Source organism: Streptomyces sp. NRRL S-340 (genome assembly GCF_000720185.1).
Taxonomy (GTDB): domain Bacteria; phylum Actinomycetota; class Actinomycetes; order Streptomycetales; family Streptomycetaceae; genus Streptomyces.
Genome location: NZ_JOIY01000008.1, coordinates 206,504 through 224,231 on the forward strand (window position 1 = coordinate 206,504; position 17,728 = coordinate 224,231).

19 protein-coding genes and 3 pseudogenes are annotated in these 17,728 nt (G+C 70.3%); 11 read left to right on the forward strand and 11 right to left on the reverse strand.

Going from position 1 to position 17,728, the window contains the following annotated elements; all coding sequences use genetic code 11:
- Window positions 1-233 precede the first annotated feature (233 nt).
- The 3 genes and pseudogenes from IG64_RS08280 to IG64_RS08290 all read right to left on the reverse strand — a co-directional run bounded on the left by IG64_RS08280 (window position 234) and on the right by IG64_RS08290 (window position 1,659).
- A complete protein-coding gene (locus IG64_RS08280) occupies window positions 234-644 on the reverse strand; it encodes a RidA family protein (protein ID WP_107474196.1) in 411 nt (136 codons plus the stop codon).
- A gap of 445 nt (window positions 645-1,089) precedes the next feature.
- A pseudogene (locus tag IG64_RS38510) lies at window positions 1,090-1,355 on the reverse strand (MFS transporter); the annotation flags it as partial.
- An 85-nt stretch (window positions 1,356-1,440) separates the two neighbouring features.
- Entirely contained in the window at window positions 1,441-1,659 is a 219-nt protein-coding gene (locus IG64_RS08290; RefSeq protein WP_234438432.1) for a hypothetical protein, read from the reverse strand.
- A gap of 523 nt (window positions 1,660-2,182) precedes the next feature.
- Between IG64_RS08290 and IG64_RS08295 the strand changes: the two genes are divergently transcribed.
- Complete coding sequence (locus IG64_RS08295) at window positions 2,183-3,319, forward strand: M23 family metallopeptidase (protein WP_037853630.1); 1,137 nt, start codon at window positions 2,183-2,185, stop codon at window positions 3,317-3,319.
- An 801-nt stretch (window positions 3,320-4,120) separates the two neighbouring features.
- Window positions 4,121-4,465 (forward strand): hypothetical protein, encoded by a 345-nt coding sequence (locus tag IG64_RS08305; protein WP_037853634.1) that lies wholly within the window; start codon window positions 4,121-4,123, stop codon window positions 4,463-4,465.
- A 65-nt stretch (window positions 4,466-4,530) separates the two neighbouring features.
- On the opposite strand, the pseudogene IG64_RS08310 reads toward IG64_RS08305, so the two are convergent.
- Window positions 4,531-5,151, reverse strand: a pseudogene (locus IG64_RS08310) (SDR family NAD(P)-dependent oxidoreductase); the annotation flags it as partial.
- 29 nt (window positions 5,152-5,180) lie between these two features.
- Between IG64_RS08310 and IG64_RS08315 the strand changes: the two are divergent.
- The 4 genes and pseudogenes from IG64_RS08315 to IG64_RS41505 all read left to right on the forward strand — a co-directional run bounded on the left by IG64_RS08315 (window position 5,181) and on the right by IG64_RS41505 (window position 10,265).
- Entirely contained in the window at window positions 5,181-5,531 is a 351-nt protein-coding gene (locus IG64_RS08315; protein ID WP_051812509.1) for a CmcI family methyltransferase, read from the forward strand.
- A gap of 105 nt (window positions 5,532-5,636) precedes the next feature.
- Window positions 5,637-5,750: pseudogene (locus IG64_RS43055) on the forward strand (N-acetyltransferase); the annotation flags it as partial.
- A gap of 387 nt (window positions 5,751-6,137) precedes the next feature.
- On the forward strand, window positions 6,138-9,368 hold the full coding sequence (locus IG64_RS08320) for a TIM-barrel domain-containing protein (RefSeq protein ID WP_078883870.1): 3,231 nt from the start codon (window positions 6,138-6,140) through the stop codon (window positions 9,366-9,368).
- A gap of 603 nt (window positions 9,369-9,971) precedes the next feature.
- Window positions 9,972-10,265 carry a hypothetical protein gene (locus IG64_RS41505; RefSeq protein WP_199811539.1) on the forward strand — a complete coding sequence of 98 codons (294 nt, stop codon included), beginning with the start codon at window positions 9,972-9,974 and terminating at the stop codon, window positions 10,263-10,265.
- A gap of 73 nt (window positions 10,266-10,338) precedes the next feature.
- On the opposite strand, the gene IG64_RS08335 is transcribed toward IG64_RS41505, so the two are convergent.
- The 3 genes from IG64_RS08335 to IG64_RS08345 form a co-directional block, all read right to left on the reverse strand.
- Complete coding sequence (locus IG64_RS08335) at window positions 10,339-10,626, reverse strand: hypothetical protein (RefSeq protein WP_037853639.1); 288 nt, start codon at window positions 10,624-10,626, stop codon at window positions 10,339-10,341.
- A gap of 108 nt (window positions 10,627-10,734) precedes the next feature.
- Window positions 10,735-11,631: an SCO6745 family protein gene (locus IG64_RS08340; RefSeq protein ID WP_037853640.1), complete on the reverse strand. Its 897-nt coding sequence runs from the start codon at window positions 11,629-11,631 to the stop codon at window positions 10,735-10,737.
- 33 nt (window positions 11,632-11,664) lie between these two features.
- Window positions 11,665-12,198, reverse strand: coding sequence for a YbhB/YbcL family Raf kinase inhibitor-like protein (locus IG64_RS08345; protein ID WP_037853641.1), 534 nt, complete (start codon window positions 12,196-12,198; stop codon window positions 11,665-11,667).
- Window positions 12,199-12,297: 99 nt separating this feature from the next.
- On the opposite strand from IG64_RS08345, the gene IG64_RS08350 reads away from it, so the two are divergent.
- On the forward strand, window positions 12,298-12,990 hold the full coding sequence (locus tag IG64_RS08350) for a GntR family transcriptional regulator (protein WP_037853643.1): 693 nt from the start codon (window positions 12,298-12,300) through the stop codon (window positions 12,988-12,990).
- Window positions 12,991-13,277: 287 nt separating this feature from the next.
- Here IG64_RS08350 and IG64_RS38520 read toward each other — a convergent pair whose 3' ends face one another.
- The gene (locus IG64_RS38520; RefSeq protein ID WP_158771500.1) at window positions 13,278-13,436 is read right to left on the reverse strand and encodes a transposase; all 159 of its coding nucleotides are present in this window, start codon (window positions 13,434-13,436) and stop codon (window positions 13,278-13,280) included.
- A 1,074-nt stretch (window positions 13,437-14,510) separates the two neighbouring features.
- On the opposite strand from IG64_RS38520, the gene IG64_RS08360 reads away from it, so the two are divergent.
- Window positions 14,511-14,834, forward strand: coding sequence for a hypothetical protein (locus IG64_RS08360; RefSeq protein WP_158771502.1), 324 nt, complete (start codon window positions 14,511-14,513; stop codon window positions 14,832-14,834).
- A gap of 120 nt (window positions 14,835-14,954) precedes the next feature.
- On the opposite strand, the gene IG64_RS08365 is transcribed toward IG64_RS08360, so the two are convergent.
- The 3 genes from IG64_RS08365 to IG64_RS42040 all read right to left on the reverse strand — a co-directional run bounded on the left by IG64_RS08365 (window position 14,955) and on the right by IG64_RS42040 (window position 16,144).
- On the reverse strand, window positions 14,955-15,431 hold the full coding sequence (locus IG64_RS08365) for a hypothetical protein (protein WP_158771504.1): 477 nt from the start codon (window positions 15,429-15,431) through the stop codon (window positions 14,955-14,957).
- Between the two features lie 174 nt (window positions 15,432-15,605).
- The gene (locus tag IG64_RS42035; protein ID WP_234438434.1) at window positions 15,606-15,833 is read right to left on the reverse strand and encodes a hypothetical protein; all 228 of its coding nucleotides are present in this window, start codon (window positions 15,831-15,833) and stop codon (window positions 15,606-15,608) included.
- 107 nt (window positions 15,834-15,940) lie between these two features.
- Window positions 15,941-16,144: a hypothetical protein gene (locus IG64_RS42040; RefSeq protein WP_234438435.1), complete on the reverse strand. Its 204-nt coding sequence runs from the start codon at window positions 16,142-16,144 to the stop codon at window positions 15,941-15,943.
- A 36-nt stretch (window positions 16,145-16,180) separates the two neighbouring features.
- On the opposite strand from IG64_RS42040, the gene IG64_RS08375 reads away from it, so the two are divergent.
- From IG64_RS08375 to IG64_RS08385, 3 genes are all read left to right on the forward strand, one after another.
- Complete coding sequence (locus IG64_RS08375) at window positions 16,181-16,558, forward strand: transposase family protein (protein ID WP_234438436.1); 378 nt, start codon at window positions 16,181-16,183, stop codon at window positions 16,556-16,558.
- Window positions 16,559-16,609: 51 nt separating this feature from the next.
- On the forward strand, window positions 16,610-16,954 hold the full coding sequence (locus tag IG64_RS08380) for a hypothetical protein (RefSeq protein WP_051812513.1): 345 nt from the start codon (window positions 16,610-16,612) through the stop codon (window positions 16,952-16,954).
- 258 nt (window positions 16,955-17,212) lie between these two features.
- On the forward strand, window positions 17,213-17,728 hold the full coding sequence (locus tag IG64_RS08385) for a hypothetical protein (RefSeq protein WP_158771506.1): 516 nt from the start codon (window positions 17,213-17,215) through the stop codon (window positions 17,726-17,728).

The window sequence follows — 17,728 nt, forward strand, 5'->3', positions numbered from 1 at the left end:
CGGCACCCACCCCTCAAGATCGGAACCACAAAAGCTACTTAGAGCTGCGAACAAAAGTGGGCCCCGGCTGGCGGCGCCCGGCACGCGCCCTCGCCGCGTTGCCGGAGAAAGCCCTGGCAGCTCCGCCACACGGACCTTCCGACGCCTTGCGAGCGCACGCACCGGACACCGCCCGCTGACCGGAACCCACTTTTGTTCGCAGCTCTCAGCCGAGGGCGGTGTGTCAATGGGCCTCAGGAGTCGAGCACGGCGGCTACGGCCTCGATCTCGACGAGCTGGTCCTCATAGCCGAGCACGGTGACGCCCATCAAGGTGCTGGGGACGTCATGGTCAGCGAACGAGTCCCGGACCACCTTCCAGGCAGCCACCAGGTCCTCCCGCCGCGCCGATGCGACGAGAACCCTGGTGCTGATGACGTCCTGGAGTGACGCGCCGGAGGCAGTGAGAGCAGTCTGCATGTTCTCGACTGCTTTCAATGCCTGACCTGCGTAGTCCCCGATCGCTGCCGTCGAACCGTCGTCGTTGAGGGGACACGCCCCTGCGAGGAAGATCAGGCGGGAGTCGGCGGGCGCCGTGGCTGCATAGGCGTACTCGGCGATGTCGGACAGGGAGGCGGAGCGGATCAGTGTGATGGCATGAGCCACGGTCGTCGGGTCCTTTCCCATCGGGGGAGCTGAGCGCGGACATCCTGTCAACGACCCGTTGGCACCCGCCTCCCCTTTTCTCGCCACCCCCTCGGCAACGCCGTCGTTCCCGGTCGGCACCCGTGGACCAGGTGATCACCAACCGACTCCGGAACCCGTCGAGAAACGCTGCTGCCGGTGATCGACGAAGCCACCGCCACGGGGACGACAGCTCCTGGCAGCACGCCCGTTTCATCGGATCCAGCCCCTACGTGTTCGGCCGGGCGACCGCCCTGGCCATGGTGCACCAGCACGCCGACCGGGCGCGGCCGAGGCGGAGAAGGGCGCCCCCGATGAGCGGCAGCAGGTGGGCCGTGCTCCTGGCCCGGCACCTGCCCGAGGTCACGGCAACAACGTGGAACCGTGCTTTGACACCGGCGCCTGGCGTATCACGGTTCACCGCCCTGCCCGTCGCGGTGGCGGCCAGTACGTTGCCGGCGAGGCTGATGATCAGCACCATCAGTGCCGTACGTGGTGGGAACTTCATCAGGGCCACGGTCAGGAACGGGCCGCCGGCGGCCATGGCCACCGCGAAAGCGGTGATGAGGTAGCCGATCTGGCCGATGGTCGCGTCCAGTCCTCGGCCATCTGTGGCGTCAGCCCGGCGACCACGAACTCACTGGTCACCATGGCGAAGATGCCGAGTGCCAGGACGTACACGGCAAGGGGCACGGGGCGATCTCCTTCGAGACCAGTTGTGTATCGGGCGACCCAAAACTTGGGCAGGCGTGGACGCGGCGCCCGGCGGCGTGCACCGTCAACCGGCGAGTGCGTCCATGGTGACGTCGGCGATCGACTCCGGTGCGGCCCGGTCGGCACCACCCTGACTGGAGATGCGCATGCCGGCGATCGTCGCGTTGACGAAGCGGGCAAGCGTTCCGGCGTCGCGGGGAAGGGGGATGCTGCCTACCCGTTGTCCCTCCTGGAGCATCGCGCGCAGTGCCGTCAGCCGACGCCGTGTGTCGCGATCCAGCATTTCCGCTGCTCGTGGGTCCGGTGTCCGACGTGGCGGACGGCGCCCGTGACCATGTTCCCCGTACCGGGACCGGCCTCCGAGCCGGCCCCCCGGTCCGGCCTGCAGCACTCGCAGCGCGGTACGCCCCCCCCGGGGCCACGGCATCTCGTCGCCGTTCTCCGCGCCGCAGCCGCCCGGGGCACGCACACCGGCGGGAGAGGGGAGCGGACCACCGGGCACCGACGGTGCCCCAACGGGCAGTTCATCTTGACCCGTGGCCCGGTGACGCCGCGTCAAGGGCAGGTTAACGTCCGGGCGTGACCCGATACACCCCGCTGACTTCACGGCCCGCCGTGGCGCCTTCATGGAGCCGGCCCGGCAGGTGACCAAGGACAGGGAGGGCACGGCGTACCCCCGGGCGGTGGGGACGACCGCGCATGACGACGACTTCCGGCCGGGTCCCGCGGCACCGCCCCCCGGCCCGGCCCTGGCCTCCGATCCGGCGGAGCACTGCTCGGCACGGCCCGGATCGCGGACGCCCGTCGTGGAACCGCTCGTCGTGGAGCCGGCCGCCCCCTCGCCGGCCGGGAACCCCTCGTCCGAGGGTCCGTCGGCCGGTGTCGGGACCGGAGTCCGCACCTCCCCGCGCCGTCGCCGCGGCCCCGGTCCCTTCGTCCTGATCGTGCTGCCCGGCCTGGTGACGCTCACCGGGGCCCTCGCCTTCGTCGCCCTGTCCGGCATCCCCGGCACGGACCAGTCGCAGGAGCCGGGCCCGAGCCAGTCGTCCGACAGCAATGTGGACGGCTCCTACGTCCCCTGGCTGCGCAGGGCGACCACGGACTGCCCGGGCGTCACCCCCGCACTCCTCGCCGCGCACATCGACCAGCTCTCCGGGTGGCAGGGCGACACCGCGAGCCTCACCGAGCGGGGCATCGCCCGCTTCACGGACGCCGACTGGAAGACCTGGGGCCGGGACGAGGACGGCAACGGCAGCTCCTCGCCGGGCGACGCGGTGGACGCGATCATGGCGCTGGGGCGGAAGGACTGCTCCCTGGCGAAGGAGGTGACCGCCCTGCGCACCAAGGGCACCGTCAACGGCGACATCGCCGACCTCACGCTCGCCGCATACCGGACCGGAACCGACCAGGTCAAGGAGGCCGGCAAGGTGCCCGCCTCGGCCCGCACGTTCGTCGCCGATGTCAAGAAGCGGCTGCCGCGGTACGACGCCCTGGTCCGGCAGAACCCCGAGCAGGAGAGCGGCCGGGCCCCCGGCGCGCTGCTGACGCCGCCCGTCACCGTGCTCACCGTCACCTCGCCGTTCGGTTCGCGCACACACCCGCTGACCGGGGTCACCAAGCTCCACACGGGTGTCGACTTCGGTGCGCCGCGAGGGGCCCAGGTGTCCGCGGCACGGGCGGGGCGGGTCGAGTTCGCGGGCATGACCCGGGCCTACGGCAACCGCGTGGTGATCGACCACGGCACGGTCGACGGAAAGCGGCTGGAGACCACCTACAGCCACTTGGCCGTCCTCCAGGTGTCCGCCGGCCAGAACGTGTCCGTCGGCCAACCCGTCGGACTCGTCGGCTCGACAGGTCTGTCCACCGGCCCGCACCTCCACTTCGAGGTCATCTTCGACGGCCAGTACATGGACCCGGTCGCCTGGCTCAACAGCGGCGGCTGAGCCCCGGACACGTCCTCACCGTTGACGACAACCAGGCCGCACCCCCGAGGTACGACGTGCTGAGCATCCCGGCCCTGATCCTCCTCTCAGACGGCCAACCGGCACACAAGGTGGTTGGCGCCCCGTCGGCGGCCAGTCTCAAGCACCAGTTCTCGCCCTGGCTGTCCTGATCTCCTTCGCCTGCCTCCACTCAGTCGGCGCAGCCATAGCGGACCCGCACTGGGTCTTCAGCGCAATCGGAGTCATCCCGGCTCGCGCCGTCTGCATCCTCGGCGGGAGCTGATCAGCGGCGGCCAACGGCGGCAGCAGGTACGGCGCCCCGTCGAGCATGCCCAGGTCATCGAATCCGAAGCTCCCACTTGTCCGGTGAAACCGCCAGCCCATCAGGGTCCCGGCCGCTAGCGCCTCCACGTAGACGGCGACCTGGTGCCGATCCATGCCTGCGACCTGGCCAGATGACTGCGGCGGGCACTTGAACGACCTGGTCCGGCTGGCGGCGAGCTGAGAAGACGTTCCCGCATCGGGAACCGGCGCGGTGCCCGCTGTAGCTGCGCGGTGCCACCGCCCGGACCCGCACGAGGCGAGACGTTTCTTCGCCGTTCACAGGCCTGCTGGAAGCGTTCCGTGGCGGGTACATGCGGGCACCGGCGGCAGGGTGCACGAGTCACGAACCACGGCCGTCTCTGAAATGGGCGAACGCAGGACTCGTTCGAACGCGCTGGATTATGCTCGCCGCGACGGTCTACGTTCGCAGTCCCGGCGGCACTGACCAGGCCGCCGTCCAACAAGCATGGGGGAAGTATGCGCAAGTTCATCGCGTCCGCCGCAGGTGCCACTCTCGCTCTGGGGGTCCTCGGCATCGGTCTGGCGCCCACTGCGTCCGCGGCGGCGCCCTGCCCGTCCGGCGCGGTCTGCATCCGCGAGCCGGACGGCAGCATCCTGCCCAAGAACATCTTCTACAAGTACGGCGCGCACAACTTGGAAAAAGTGCTTGGCGTCCGCGACGTCGTGAACAACCAGACCGGCGGCGCGGGTTACCAGATCTGCCGGGGGTACAACGGCACCGACTGCGGCGGCGTCAACCGTCTGGTCACCACCATCTCGTACGACATGACGCCGGTGAACTCGGTCGTCCTCGTGAAGTGACGCCGCTGTCCTGACGCGGCACCAGGTGCCCGTCCTCGCGCGTATCAGGACCCGGGCCATTCTTGTCAGGCGCCGGCGCCGGCGCCGCCGTCGACCGGCAGGATCGCGCCGGTCACGTACGAGGCGCGGTCGCTGAGCAGCCACGCGGCCGCCTCGGCGGTCTGCCGGGGCTCCGCCATCTGACCGAGCGGGATCGACTTGGTCATCTGCTCGACGATGCCGGGAGTCGCTGCCTCCCAGGTGTCGATCATTTCGGTGCGGGTGCCGCCGGGGGTGATGGCGTTGACTCGAATACGGTCACCGGCCCAGTTCACCGCGGCGGTCTCGGTGAGGCTGTTGAGCGCGCGCTTCATGGCGCCGTAGGCGGGCAGGGCGGGGTTCGCGCGGCGGCTGCCGATGCTGGAGGTGTTGACGATCGCCCCGCCGCCGCCCCGCCGCATGAGCGCGGCCTCCGTGGTCATGGCAGTCCAGTGCGAACGGAAGTTGACGGTGAACTGCTCGTCGACGTCCTCGTCGCTGGTGGTCTCGACCGGGCCGGACTGCCGTTGGGGAAGCGCGCCGTTGTTGAAGGCGCCGTCCAGCCGTCCGTGAAGCGCTTCGACGTGGTCGACAGCGGCGCGGACGCTCGCGGGGTCGGCGAGGTCCAGGGTGACGGCGTCGGCGACGCCGCTGTCGGCGCGGATCTCTGCCGCGCCTGGACCGGTCCGACCGGGACGTGCTCGCGGCCCTGGCGATCCCGGTCCGCAACTTCGTCGCCGCCCAGGGCGTCAGCGATCATCTGACCTGGGCCGGCCGGCCGCTCTACAAGACGGTGTTCGAGCTGGCGTGCTATCCGATGCTGATCGCCGAACTCGCCCCGGGCACGATCATCGAACTCGGCTCCGGCAGCGGCGGGAGCGCGCTCTGGCCGGCCGACGTCGCCCAGGCGCACGGCTTGCGGTCGTCGATCATCTCGATCGATCGCACCGAGGTGGATGTCGAGGACGCCCGGGTCGGCTTTCGTACCGGGGACGTCGGCCACCTCGACGAGGTGCTCACCGACTGCGGCGACCTGCCCAGGCCCTGACTGGTGATCGAGCACGTGCACGCGCACGTCCGGACCGTGCTGGACTTCTCCGACGCCCGGCTGACCGCCGGTGACTACCTGCTGGTCGAGGACAGCCTGGCGAACTGGCCGGGCGTGGTGCTCGCCGACGGCCAGGTGATCGGGTAGGTCACCGTCGGAGGCATCCTGCCGCAGGTGCACCTGCGCCGCGGCTCCGTGGGGTACTGGATCGTCAGTGTGCCGGACACCGCCCGCCGGGGCCCACTTCTGTTCGTGGGCGGGCAGGTCCGCCAGGACGGGTGAGACCGCCGCCGAACCCTGCCGAGGGGCCGCCCGCCGCCCCACCTACCCGGCCGCGCCGACGCATTGACGAAGTGTGGCGTGGTGGGTTGATATTGAAGGGAACATGATCTGAGGTACCGGTGCCGGTCGAGAGGCGGTCGCGGATGGCTCGGACAACGCGTCCCGTCGGCAACCGCCGTAGTCGTACTCACACTTCGAGACGCGCCCCCGGCCCTTCCCCCACCTGGTGTGCGCGCCCCGGCTGCCACTTCATCGATTCTTGACATCGTTGTCAGCACCGGCGAAGTACCCCCTCCAGGAGATACCGAAGGAGTACCGGGTTCCATGACGCACAGATGGCGACAACGTCGCGAACTCACGGCGGCCGCTGCCGCGGCCGGCGTTCTGGTGGCCCTGGGGGCCGCCGGGTCCCCCGCACAGGCAGCGCACGGCGCGCAAGCGGATCGCGGTCACAGCGCCGCGCGCTCTGAGGTCGTCTCGGGCGACGCCCGGTTCGAGGTCCTCTCCCCGACGCTCATACGCACCGAGTACGCGGGGGACGCGAAGTTCGTCGACGCGGCGACCTTCAACGCCGTCGGCCGCGACACCTTCGGCAGGACCCCGTTCACGTCGTCGACGCGCCACGGCGAGCTGACGATCCGCACGAGCGCCATGACGCTGACGTACAAGGTCGGCTCAGGGAAGTTCACCGCGGACAACCTGAAGGTGACGGAGAAGGCCGGCAAGCAGTCGGTCACCGCCGCTCCCTGGCCCGACGCGCCGGTCTGCGCCGTCGGGACGCGGTGCGAGGCAGAGGACCAGACCCTCAACGGCGTCGGCGTCGCCATGGACCACTCCGGTTACACCGGCTCCGGATTCGCGGCCGGCTTCCAGTCGACGGGCAACTCTCTGTCGTTCTCCGTGACCGTCCCCAAGGCCGGCACCTACCAGGTCGCCACCCGCTACGCGAACGCCGTCGGCGGCGACGGCGGCGACGAGGACCGCACCCTGAGCGTGTCGGCGGACGGCGGCGCCGCGAAGACGCTGACGCTCCCGAAGACCGCGAGCTGGGACACCTGGTCCACGACGTCGGTCACGCTCGACCTGTCGGCCGGCACCCACACCCTGACCTTCGCCCGCACTGCGGCCGACTCCGGCAACGTCAACCTTGACAACGTTGCCGTCCTGGCGCCGGGAGCGCCCTACCCGGACTCCGTGCCGCCACCGGTCGAGGACTGCTCCTTCGGCACCGTCTGCCAGGCCGAGACCGCGGGCCTCGGCGGTTCCGCCGCGCTCAAGTCCGACCACAACGGCTACTCGGGCCGCGGGTTCGTGGCCGGTCTCGAGTCCTCGGGCGCGCGGGACACGCTGCACGTCGTCGACGTGCCCAAGGCCGGCGACTACGCCCTCCAGCTTCGGTACTCCAACGGCGACGCGAGCGGCGCCGCCCGTGACATCTCCGTCAAGGCCGGCGCGGGCGTCCCCGTGAAGGCCTCGCTGCCCGCCACGAGCGACTGGGACGCCTGGCGCACCGCCACCGTTCCGGTGCACCTGGCCGCGGGGGTCAACGACGTGACCGTCGGCTGCCCGGAGGACGACGGCTGCCGCGTCAACCTCGACACCGCAGCGGTGACCTCGCGCACCTCGCCGCTGCTCTCCCCGCACGCGCCGCTCGGCGGGTACCGCCGCAGCCTCGACGGCGTCAACGGCGAGGCGCCCACGACGCCGGGCCTGCTCTACCAGGACGGCTGGACGCTGCTCGACGACACCGCCTCGGCGATCTTCGACAACGCCACCCGGAAGGTCACGCAGCGGGGCGACCACGCGGGGAAGGGCTACCAGGACGGGTACGTGTTCGGCTACGGACACGACTACCAGCAGGGCCTGGCCGACCTCGCCACCCTGACCGGGCCCTCCGCGCTGCTGCCGCGCTGGGCGTACGGCGTCTGGTACTCCGAGTACTACGACCGCAGCGCCGCGGACTACCAGAACACCATCCTGCCCAAGTTCCGCAAGGACGGCGTCCCGCTCGACGTCCTGGTGACCGACACGGACTTCAAGTCGCCCAGCACCTGGAACGGCTGGGAGATGGACCCGAAGAAGTTCCCCGACCCCAAGGCGTTCTTCGACTGGTCGGCCGCGCAGGGGCTGCACAACTCGCTCAACATCCACCCGAGCATCTCCGGTGACGACCCCAGGTTCGCCCAGGCGCAGGCCACGGCCAAGGGCAAGCTGAAGGACAGCGGCAACAACACCTACACCTTCGACTGGGGCGACCCCGACCAGCTCGAAGCGTACTTCGACCTGCACGAGCCCATGGACAAGGCCGGCGTGGACGTCTGGTGGCTCGACTGGTGCTGCGACGCGTCCGTCTCGTCCCTCGGCGGGGTGACGCCTGACGCCTGGATCAACCAGCAGTACGCCGACGACTCGGCGAAGAACGGCCGGCGCTCCTTCGCGCTCTCCCGGGCCTTCGGGGCGCTGCCGCAGGGCAACTACAACCCGCACGGCCTGCCGACAGGGCCATGGGCCGACAAGCGCACCACCGCACACTTCACGGGCGACTCGACGTCCAGTTGGGCCACCCTCAAGTTCGAGGTCGGCTACACCCCGGGCGAGTCGGCGTCCACCGGCCTGTCCAACGTGTCGCACGACATCGGCGGGTTCAACAACGACGGCACCCAGGCCAAGGGCGCGGAACCCGGGACCACGAAGCTGCCCGACGACCTGTACGCCCGCTGGGTGCAGCTGGGCACCTTCCAGCCGGTGGACCGCCTGCACGGCAACCACGCCGACCGGCTGCCCTGGCAGTACGGCCCGGCCTCCGACGCGTCCGCCGAGAAGTTCCTGAACCTGCGGGAGAACCTCGTCCCGTACACGTACAGCCTCTCCGAGCAGGCCGCCCGCACCGGGACCCCCGTGGTGCGGCCGACCTACGTGCAGTACCCGGAGAGCCAGGACGCTTACGCGACGGCGGGCAGCGAGTACTTCTACGGCCCCGACGTGCTGGTCGCCCCGGTGACCACGCCCGGCGAATCGGCCACGACGTCCGTCTGGTTCCCGGCCGGCTCCTCGTGGACCGACTACTTCACCGGCGAGACGTACGCGGGCGGCACCACGCAGAAGATCACCACGGGCCTGGACTCGATGCCCGTCTTCATCAAGTCGGGCGGCATCATGACGACGCGCACCGGCAACGTCGCCAATGATGTCCAGAACCCCCTCACCAAGGCGACGGTCACCGTCGCGCAGGGCGCGCCGGGGGCCACGAGCCTGTATGAGGACAACGGCACCACGGCCGACAGCAGGCAGAGCGCCACGACGGCGATCCGCTACGCCGAGCACGGCGCCACCCACACGGTCTCGATCGCCCCGGCGTCGCGATCGTTCAAGGGCCAGGTCTCCCGCCGCGCGTGGACGGTCTCCTTCATGAACGCGCACGCGCCGAAGCAGGTCTTCGTCAACGGGCGGCGGGTCTCCGCCTCCCGCTGGTCCTTCGACGCGGGCTCGCGGACCCTTACCGTCACCGCACCGGCCCAGTCGGTGCACCGTCCGCTGGAGGTCAGGTACCACTGAGACAGACGGCCGGGCCCCGGCGGTGGCGCCGGGGCCCGACCGTGCGGCCGGTCAGCCGACCCCTCCCGACGGGTGTGACCCCCGGACCAAAGGGCGGATTCAATCGATCGCCGCAACACCTTGATCGAGAGACGGGGCTGCCTCGTCATCCTCGTCCTCGTCCTCGTCTTCGGCCTCGACCGAATCATGCAGAGGCCGCAGCACGCCGCCGGCCGGCGTGGAGCCGCCGGAGCCGTCGGCCTCGCACGTTCGGGTCGGCGTGCTCGAGCGCGGAGAGCCGGGCCACATCCTCGTCCAGCACCGGTTGCTCGCCGGCCGGCGGTAGGCGCTCCGGAGACGTGACGGAGATCAAGCTCGGTGCCGTGTCGACAACCCCCGCGCCAGGCCGACAAGCTGACCGACCGGCAGCGGACGGAGTGGGCCGCGCTCGGGATGCGCAACGCCGAGGAGCCGGGCCGGGGCCGCGGCTGGTTCCGCCGGCGGCCCTGTCGACCCCCTCTGCACCCTGCCCCCCTCTGCACCCGACGAGGCGGCCACGGGCCCGGGTGTTCTTCCCGCGGCGTGCACGGAGGGACTGGCGCGGCTCCGTGCACCACCGAGAGGATGAAGCCGGATCACCCGACGGTAGAAGGGGCGCAGATGGACGCGGTGCACTACGAGGTGCGGTCCGCCGGCGAGGCATTTTTCTACGACCGCAGCCGCGCTCGCAAGCCCGCGCGCGAAGTCGTTGTCCAAGAGCTCGGCCACCAGCTGCTTCACATTGGCTGGCACCTGGGAGCGGAGCGCTTGGACGACGCCCGCAGCGACCTGTACGCGCTGTGCTGCCTGCAGTACGAACTGCCCATGGGCGCGCTGCCGTTCACGGGGCCGGCTGGGATGTGCTCTCCCAGCATCTGAGCCGGCAGCCTGCCCCGCTGCGCTGACGCTGGCGGCGCGCACGATCCCGAAGTCGCACGCCCTTACCGTCCCGTCACCGCTCAGCAGGACGTTGGCGGGTGAAGACCACTCGATCGGTGCCGGCGGCGAGGTACCCGGCCGCCACGGGCGGGTCCGGTCCGCGGTCGGCCGGGGTCGGCACCCGCAGCGCCTTCTTCAGCCGGGGCTCCAGGGTGAAGCGGCGGGTGTGGTAGGCGGAGGCGACCGCGCCCCCGCGCGAGCGGCAGGGCGAGCCGGGCTGGACGTCACACTTCGGACAGGCGTGCTGTTCGACATCGTCCACGTCCCACTGGTTGGTTGGGGGCTGCTGAGTGACCGCCATGGGCCCGGATTTCGCTTCAATGCAAGTCTCAGAAGGGGGTCGTCCCGCTTCCGAGTGAGAACGGGTTCTGAGAGTGAATCCGGGATCGGCGGGGTCCGGCGGGACCGTTTATGCGAGATCAGACTGTCCGCGAACGGCCTGGAACGTCCCTGCTGCGGTGAACGCGTTGGAGATCGGCGCGATGAGCGAGGCGAAGCGGCGGGCGCCTGCGTTGCCGATCGGTGCCCATAGCGCGGCGCAGTGCTCGTCTGTCTCCACTTCGATGCGCTCGCGTGCCGCACTGCCGGTGTCGGTGACAACGCCGTGGGAGTCGAGCCAGCCGCGCGCGACGAGGCGTGCCGTCGCCGCGCTCCACTCCTCGTCGTCCCACTGGCGGGTCGCTCGCGCGAGAGCTGCGGGGAGGCGGCCGGTTGCGGTGTGCAGGACGAGGCAGTCGCACGGCCCGACTCCGTTGTCGGCGAGTACGACGAGATGGGCGTCGCCGCGCCACTCGCGTGCCACTGTGATCTGCTGCCACAGTGCGACAAGGGGATCGGATGGAAGCGGGACCGATGCGTTCGCGGCGGCCAGCACCTTGCCGGCGTAGTCGGCACGGGCGAAGACCGGGTCGATCAGCGAGCGCGCCTCGGCGAGGTGGTCGTCCGTGAGCTGCACGTTGACGCGCCGCATCGCCCGTCCGACGGCCCGGAAGCGGGCGGCCTGCCACCGCTCCGGCGGCGCGGCGTCCCATACGCCCGTCATGGCCCGCACTGCCCGCGGGCTGAAGTTGTAGAAGGCCGCGAGCGTGACCTGCCACGGAACCGCGCCCATCGCGGCCGATCGGAAGGCCAGATACGCCGGTCCGCGGTCGGTCACGCCGAGCTCGGCCGCCTCCTCGGCGCTCTCGGGGGCAAGATAGATGAACAGGTGGGCGGCGCTGACGGCGCGGCTGACGTCGCGGACGGCGTTCAGGTCCATCGTGCCGCCGCCGGTACGGGCGGAGCCGGGAATGGCGTCGAGGTGCATGGCGGTGGTGTCTCCGGGAGTCGGGCGGCGCTGTCAGGCGGGTGTTTCGGCAGTGGCGATCAGCACTGCGCGTCCGAGGGTGTGACCGGCCATGGTGAAGCCGAGGACGGCCGGTGTGGCGTCGGCCGGGACGCCTGCCGAGGGAATGTCGAGGGCGTGCACCACGACGAAGTAGCGGTGCGGTCCGTGGCCGGCGGGCGGGGCGGCGCCGATGTAGCGGGCCGCGCGGGCGTCGTTGGGCAACTGGTAGGCACCCTCGGGCAGGCCCGAGCCGGTGTCGTCGCCGGCGCCCTCGGGCAGCTCGGTGACCGTGGCGGGGATGTCGGCGACCGCCCAGTGCCAGAACCCGGACCCGGTGGGGGCGTCGGGGTCGTAGACGGTGACGGCATAGCTCTTGGTGCCGTTCGGAGCGCCGCTCCAGGACAGTTGCGGGGATGTGTCCTTCCCGCCGGGCAGGGCGGAGGAGTGCTGCTCGGGCGGCCACGCGGCGCCGTCGGTGACGGTGGTGCTGGTGACGGTGAACGAGGCCGCCTGGGGGAGGCGGGCGAAGGGGTCGTTGGCAGGCACAGCGGCCGTTCCTTTCCGGACGAGGGAGTCCTCATCGACTGCTGAATCGACAGTAACACTAATAATCGATTATCCCGAGGATCGGTCTAGGATGGACTCATGACTCAGACGGCGCACTCCTCGCCCCCGCCGGGGAAACAGATGCTTTCCGAGCAGGTCTACGCACACCTGCGGGACGCGATCATGCGCGGGGACTATCCCCCCGGCGCCCCTCTCAAGCCGCAGGATCTTGCCAGGGAGCAGGGCGTGAGCCTGGCTGTGGTGCGCGAGGCGCTCGTGCGGGTGGTCGGCGAGGGGCTCGCCGACCGGCTGCCCAACCGCGGTTTCGCAGTCCCGTCCTTCTCCGACCGCCGCTGGCAGGAGATCGCGGAAGCCCGTCGGACCGTCGAACCGGTCATCCTGCGCATGTCCATCGAGCGCGGCGACATCGACTGGGAGGCCCGCGTGCGGGCCGCCCACCATCGTCTGGTGCGCACTCCGGCGTACGTGCCGGAGGAGGGCGAGTACTACACCGGCACCTGGGCCGAGGCTCACCGGGCCTTTCACCGCACGTTGCTGGAGGGGTGCGGCAACCGCGCGCTGCTGGAGACCTTCGACCGGTTGTGGACCGCGAGTGAGCTGGCCCGCCGTTGGTCGGCGCACCGCAACCCCGACCGGGACGGCGCCAAGGAACACCGCAGGCTGGAGCAGGCGGTGCTGGCCCGTGACGCCGACACCGCAGCTGCGGTCCTGGTCCAGCACCTCACCTTGACCGCGGCTGCTCTGACCGACGGTTCAGGCCAGGCCACCTAATACTCCAGCCGGACTTTTGCATCTCTGCTGGTCATCGGCCTGGCGGTGGGGAGTGCAGCGGGGGCTGGGCAAGCGTGGGACGGTCTTGAGCCGGCGGTCCGCCGCGGGACCGCCGATGGCATGGTCGTCCGGCTCGCCGGCCGGGGCCCGTTTTCACGGGCCCCGGCCGCGTGCTGGTGAGCGCGCACGATGGCGGAGTCCACGGACACGACTCAGTTGAAGTCCTCGTCAACGTCGGCCTGGACCACCATGACGGTGAACACCCGCTCCCACGTGCCGTCGACGGCTCACATCCGCAGCCGGTTGCAGACGCCCCGCCAGTTGCCGTACTTCTCCGGTAGGTGCACCCACTGGATTCCCGTCCGGACCTTGAAGGTGATCGCGTCGACCACCTCATGATGGTCCCGCCAGCGGCCACCCCGCTTCGGCGTCCGATCCGGAAGCAACGGCTCGATCCCCGCCTACTGCGCATCAGTGAACGGCACACCGGAACCAACGACCAACCGATCCAAGCGGAACTGCCTAGCTAGTCGGCCGTGCCGCTACCGCTCTTGGAGGAGGCTGAGGACTCGCTTCGGTCAGCAACTGCGGTGCGCGGGGGCACGCCCCCCGGTCTCGAGTGCCCAGTGCTGCGGTGCGGGTCGGAGGCATTCGCCGACGCCTGTCACCGGGCCGGGTTCCTCCGATCCACGGGTGCGGTCGGCACCTCCGCGGACAACGCCGCCGCCAGTCGTCGTCACATCACGGCCATGTGCGGGGCAGCGGGTGCCGGTTGCCGTCACGTCGTCGCCGGGAGGTAGGGGCCGGGACCCTTCAGAGTGCGGTGGATGGGGGCGGTCGCTGTGTGGCGGAGGCCGGGGAGGGTGGAGACCGACTCGGTGAGGTAGCGGTAGAAGTTTCTCGCCGACCTGACCCCACCCTGCGCCCGACCGCCGACGCTGCCGCCCAAGCTTCCTGCGCCCTGCGCGGCGCGGAGAGCACCGAGACCCTGACCGCACCCCTGGGAGGCGTCCCTGGCCGCCGGCGAGCACCTGATCGCAGAAGCGGGCCGCCTGCTCGGCATCTGACCCCCAGCACCACGATGAAGGGGCAGGGGCCGGTCACCTACACGGTGACCGGTGCGACCTGATGCTTAGCGGCATCGGCGGGGGCCGCGAAGACGGATGGGCGTGACACTGACCGAGACGTCCTTGTCGAGCTGCTGCCGCAGAGCCCCGTTGTCGCTGAACACCCTTCACCCGACCGCCCGCGACGTCGACCTCGCTGACCATGAATTCGCCGCCGCGCAGTGGCGCCGGCCCGTTCCCGGCAGAAGCGACAAGACCACCGGCCCGTGCATCCGCAGGCACGGCCCGATCGCCCGCAACTCGATCAGGTCGAAGTCGAGGGGCATGTATGCCAGCGGGCGCGCTTTCGCTCGAACGGATGGCGATCACCGATCCCGCTGCGGATGACGGGCGGGCTCACCAGGATGCAATGACCACCCGTCACACACCACCGCACCAGTTCGGGAGAAGACCATGTCCGATGCAGAAACAGCGCCCGCTCAGGGCCCGGCCGACGCCGAAGTGCCGCAGATCCCGAACACGATCACTGTCCGGGAAGTACCGGCCTCCGCCGACGCACGCGAGGCCCTGCTGAAGGCCATCGCCTCCGAAGCGCAGGCCGTCACCACCCAGCACGCGGGGCAGGCAGCCGCGGCGCTGGAGACACTCGCTCGCGCCTACGCCCTGGTGACCGGCTCCGCCACCGCCGTCACCCCCACCGGTGAGGCCACGACAGTCCCTCTCCTGAACCGGGCGGGCGGGCACCAGGTCGGGCTCTGCCTCGAACTGGAGCCGTGAAAGCAGCGTCCCCGCAGACGGCCAGCCCGCCGTCCGGGACGTGGTCCCGGACGGCGGGCGTGAAGGCCGGCGTTGTGTGGGGCGAGGGCGGGGCGTCTTCCGGGCGGCCGGGGGCCCGCTTCAGGCACGCGAGGGTGTGTACCGCGTGCGCAGGTGGTCGAGGTAGTCGTCGGGGTCCGGGTAGGGCTGGTTCTGGGCGCCGTGGCATTGCAGTGTCAGGCGGCCGTCGGGGTGCAGGGCCACGGTGGTCGTCGCCCGCCGGGCCGGGCCACCTGCCGGATCGTCGGCTGGGTGCGGCAGGTGCAGGACGGGGACGGTGGCGGGGAACATGGCCAGTGCTTCGGCCGGGGTGGCGGCGGGCGGGTGGCCGGTGCGGTCGGCGCTGCTCACGCACAGCACCCGGTGTTCGTCCAGGAGCGGGGCGAGCGGCCGCCAGCAGGCGCCGAAGAGCAGCGCCCGGTCGTCCTTGCAGGCGGGCGCGAGCCAGGCCGGCAACTGGGTGCCCGCGCGGAGCGGCAGGAGCAGGGTGAGGTGTTCCTCGGCCAGTAGCCGGGCGGCCAGGCCCACGCTGGCGACGTGGTGCGCCCATAGGGCCACCGCCTGTCCGGGGGGGGCCGGGCCTTGGCCTCGTTCACGGTGTGCGGCCTGGTGGCGGTGACGACGTGGGTCAGCGGTGCCGGGTTCGGCAGCACCACGGCGCACCCCCGCGCAGGGCACGACGGACATCGTCCACGCCTGCAGCCTCGCGCGGCCCAGCGTCGGGGCCGGGGCTCACGGTGCGTTCCCGGCAGCCGGGTGGGTGAGGCCGTCGAGGTAGCCGGCGAAGACGCTGTCCTCGACCACGGCCTCGCCGGTGCGGTAGGCGCGCTGTTTCACCCAGGCCAGCGCCGTGCGGGTCTGTACACCATCGAGGGCGTGGCCGAGGCGGGCGGCCACCGCGGTGACGACACGCGCACTGGCCAGGTGGGTGAGGACCACCCGGGGCGTGATGCCCAGCACTTCCTGGGGGGCTGGAACAGTCGCGGGTGGACGAACGGTGTGCCGGTGGAAATGGAGCCCACCCCCGTCCCGACGATCGGTGCGGTGACGCTGAGCGGGGCACCCGTCTAGGCGGCCACCATCTGCGCGATGACCGGCAGCCGCGTCAGATCCGGCGGTGTCCACCACGGCGCGGCGGCCGCTCCCAGTAGTTCTCCGGTGTGCCGGGCGAGGAGAAACAGCAGCTGCTCGGTGGCGACCATCCCGGCCCGCTCGGCGATGCCCAGCCACGAGGAGGACACCACCCGGACTCCTGCGGTGAGTGCCTGCAAGGTGTTGGCCAGTCCCAGCCTGAGATCGTTGTGCAGGTGCGAGGCAGCACGACCTCATCGCCGGCTTCCGCACGCACCCGCGCGAACATCCGCGCGCAGTCGGCCGGGAGCCACGCACGACCTGACCGCGGCCCGGACCCACGACCCCCGGCCACGCTGTCCGCCCACAACATCAAGTGCTGGGCGGACAAGGCGTACCAGGGCGCGAGCCTCACCATCCGCGTTCCGTTCCGCGGCAGGAATCTGCGCGGCTGGTGTCGGCGTCACCACCGGGACCATGCCAAGATCCGCAGCCTCGGAGAACGCGCCATGGCAGTCCTGAAGGGCTGGCGGATCCTGCGGAAGCTCCGCTGCGGCACCCCCGGCATCACGGCCATAGTCCGAGGCATCGTCGCTCTCGAACTCGCCAAGTGATCGGGATGGCCAGCGTTCAATGCCTCTTTGCAGAGACTACATACTTGAATAGTGATCATCCTCTTCGTCTTGAATGCGATCCTCGCTGCGGGTGGCGTCTTCTTCGCGATACTCGCCGCACTCCGTCCTTCGGTTCTCGTCACGGAGGGTGCCGACAGCGTCGGCATTCTCTTCTACGCACGGATGTACGCGGCCAAAGCCGTCCCGCTCTGCGTGCTCGCCGCCGTCATTCCGTTTCTCGCCACGGGAGTCGTACCCGGCCTATGCCTGCTCGGTGCAGCCCTCTCCCAGGCGATGGACGCAACAATCGGACTCGGGAGACGCAACCTGCGTCAGGTCATCGGCGGCACCATCGCGACCGTCGTGCATGCTCTGGTCGCCATCCAAATTTGGTGACGGAGCGCAATCGTTTTGCTCCTGTCGAGCAGAGATCATCGTGCTGCCCGAGTACTTGGCGGCCTTTCGGCGCGAACGTCCGGCCGCCCTGATGGAGACAGCGGACTGGCGGCTCCGGGCAGGACGGTGAACGGCCGGAAGGGCCGACGGTGATCTGCGTGGCTTTGTTCATGATTCGTGGTTCTGGCACAGGTCCCGTGCAGCAGTGACTGAGCGTTGCGAGCCGGGAGGTGGCTGCCTCGCTGGTCAGTACTGAATTTGATCCAGCTCTACGAGGTTAGGGTGCTGATTCACGAACCGAGGAGAGCTGACGTGCACGACAGACCGCTGATAGAGGAAACCCATGCTGTTCTGCGTGCCGAGCTGGAGGTCGAGCGATTGGCGAAGGCCGAGCTGACCACCCGGGCTGTATGGCTGGCCTTCATGCGATTCGCGCGGCAGCGCTTTGCCACCGCGCCCACCCCCGACTCAGACGGCTTGCTCTTCCAGTACGGCACGTACGCCTTCAGCGGGCGTCCGATGTTCACGGTGGACCTCACGAGACAGTTCGACATCAGCGACGACGGCGGTGAGCACGACCACCACGTACAGATTCACTGCGAACTCCGCTACGAATGCGAACCCGCCCTGGACGCTCTGGGAAGCTTCAACTCCTGGTTCTTCCCCGACGCCGACGCGGACCTCGACGAGTGGATCGCCGCCATGGAGGGGCACCTAGAACTGTTGCTTGCTCGCGTGCCCTCCGAAATCGATGTGTACGAGGAGCCGGTCTAG

Coding starts and splice junctions, on each gene's coding strand:
- IG64_RS08290 (WP_234438432.1), bottom strand. CDS start 1,659: ATGCTGGATCGCGACACACGGCGTCGGCTGACGGCACTGCGCGCGATG.
- IG64_RS08305 (WP_037853634.1), top strand. CDS start 4,121: ATGCGCAAGTTCATCGCGTCCGCCGCAGGTGCCACTCTCGCTCTGGGG.
- IG64_RS08320 (WP_078883870.1), top strand. CDS start 6,138: ATGACGCACAGATGGCGACAACGTCGCGAACTCACGGCGGCCGCTGCC.
- IG64_RS41505 (WP_199811539.1), top strand. CDS start 9,972: ATGAAGCCGGATCACCCGACGGTAGAAGGGGCGCAGATGGACGCGGTG.
- IG64_RS08335 (WP_037853639.1), bottom strand. CDS start 10,626: ATGGCGGTCACTCAGCAGCCCCCAACCAACCAGTGGGACGTGGACGAT.
- IG64_RS08340 (WP_037853640.1), bottom strand. CDS start 11,631: ATGCACCTCGACGCCATTCCCGGCTCCGCCCGTACCGGCGGCGGCACG.
- IG64_RS08350 (WP_037853643.1), top strand. CDS start 12,298: ATGACTCAGACGGCGCACTCCTCGCCCCCGCCGGGGAAACAGATGCTT.
- IG64_RS08360 (WP_158771502.1), top strand. CDS start 14,511: ATGTCCGATGCAGAAACAGCGCCCGCTCAGGGCCCGGCCGACGCCGAA.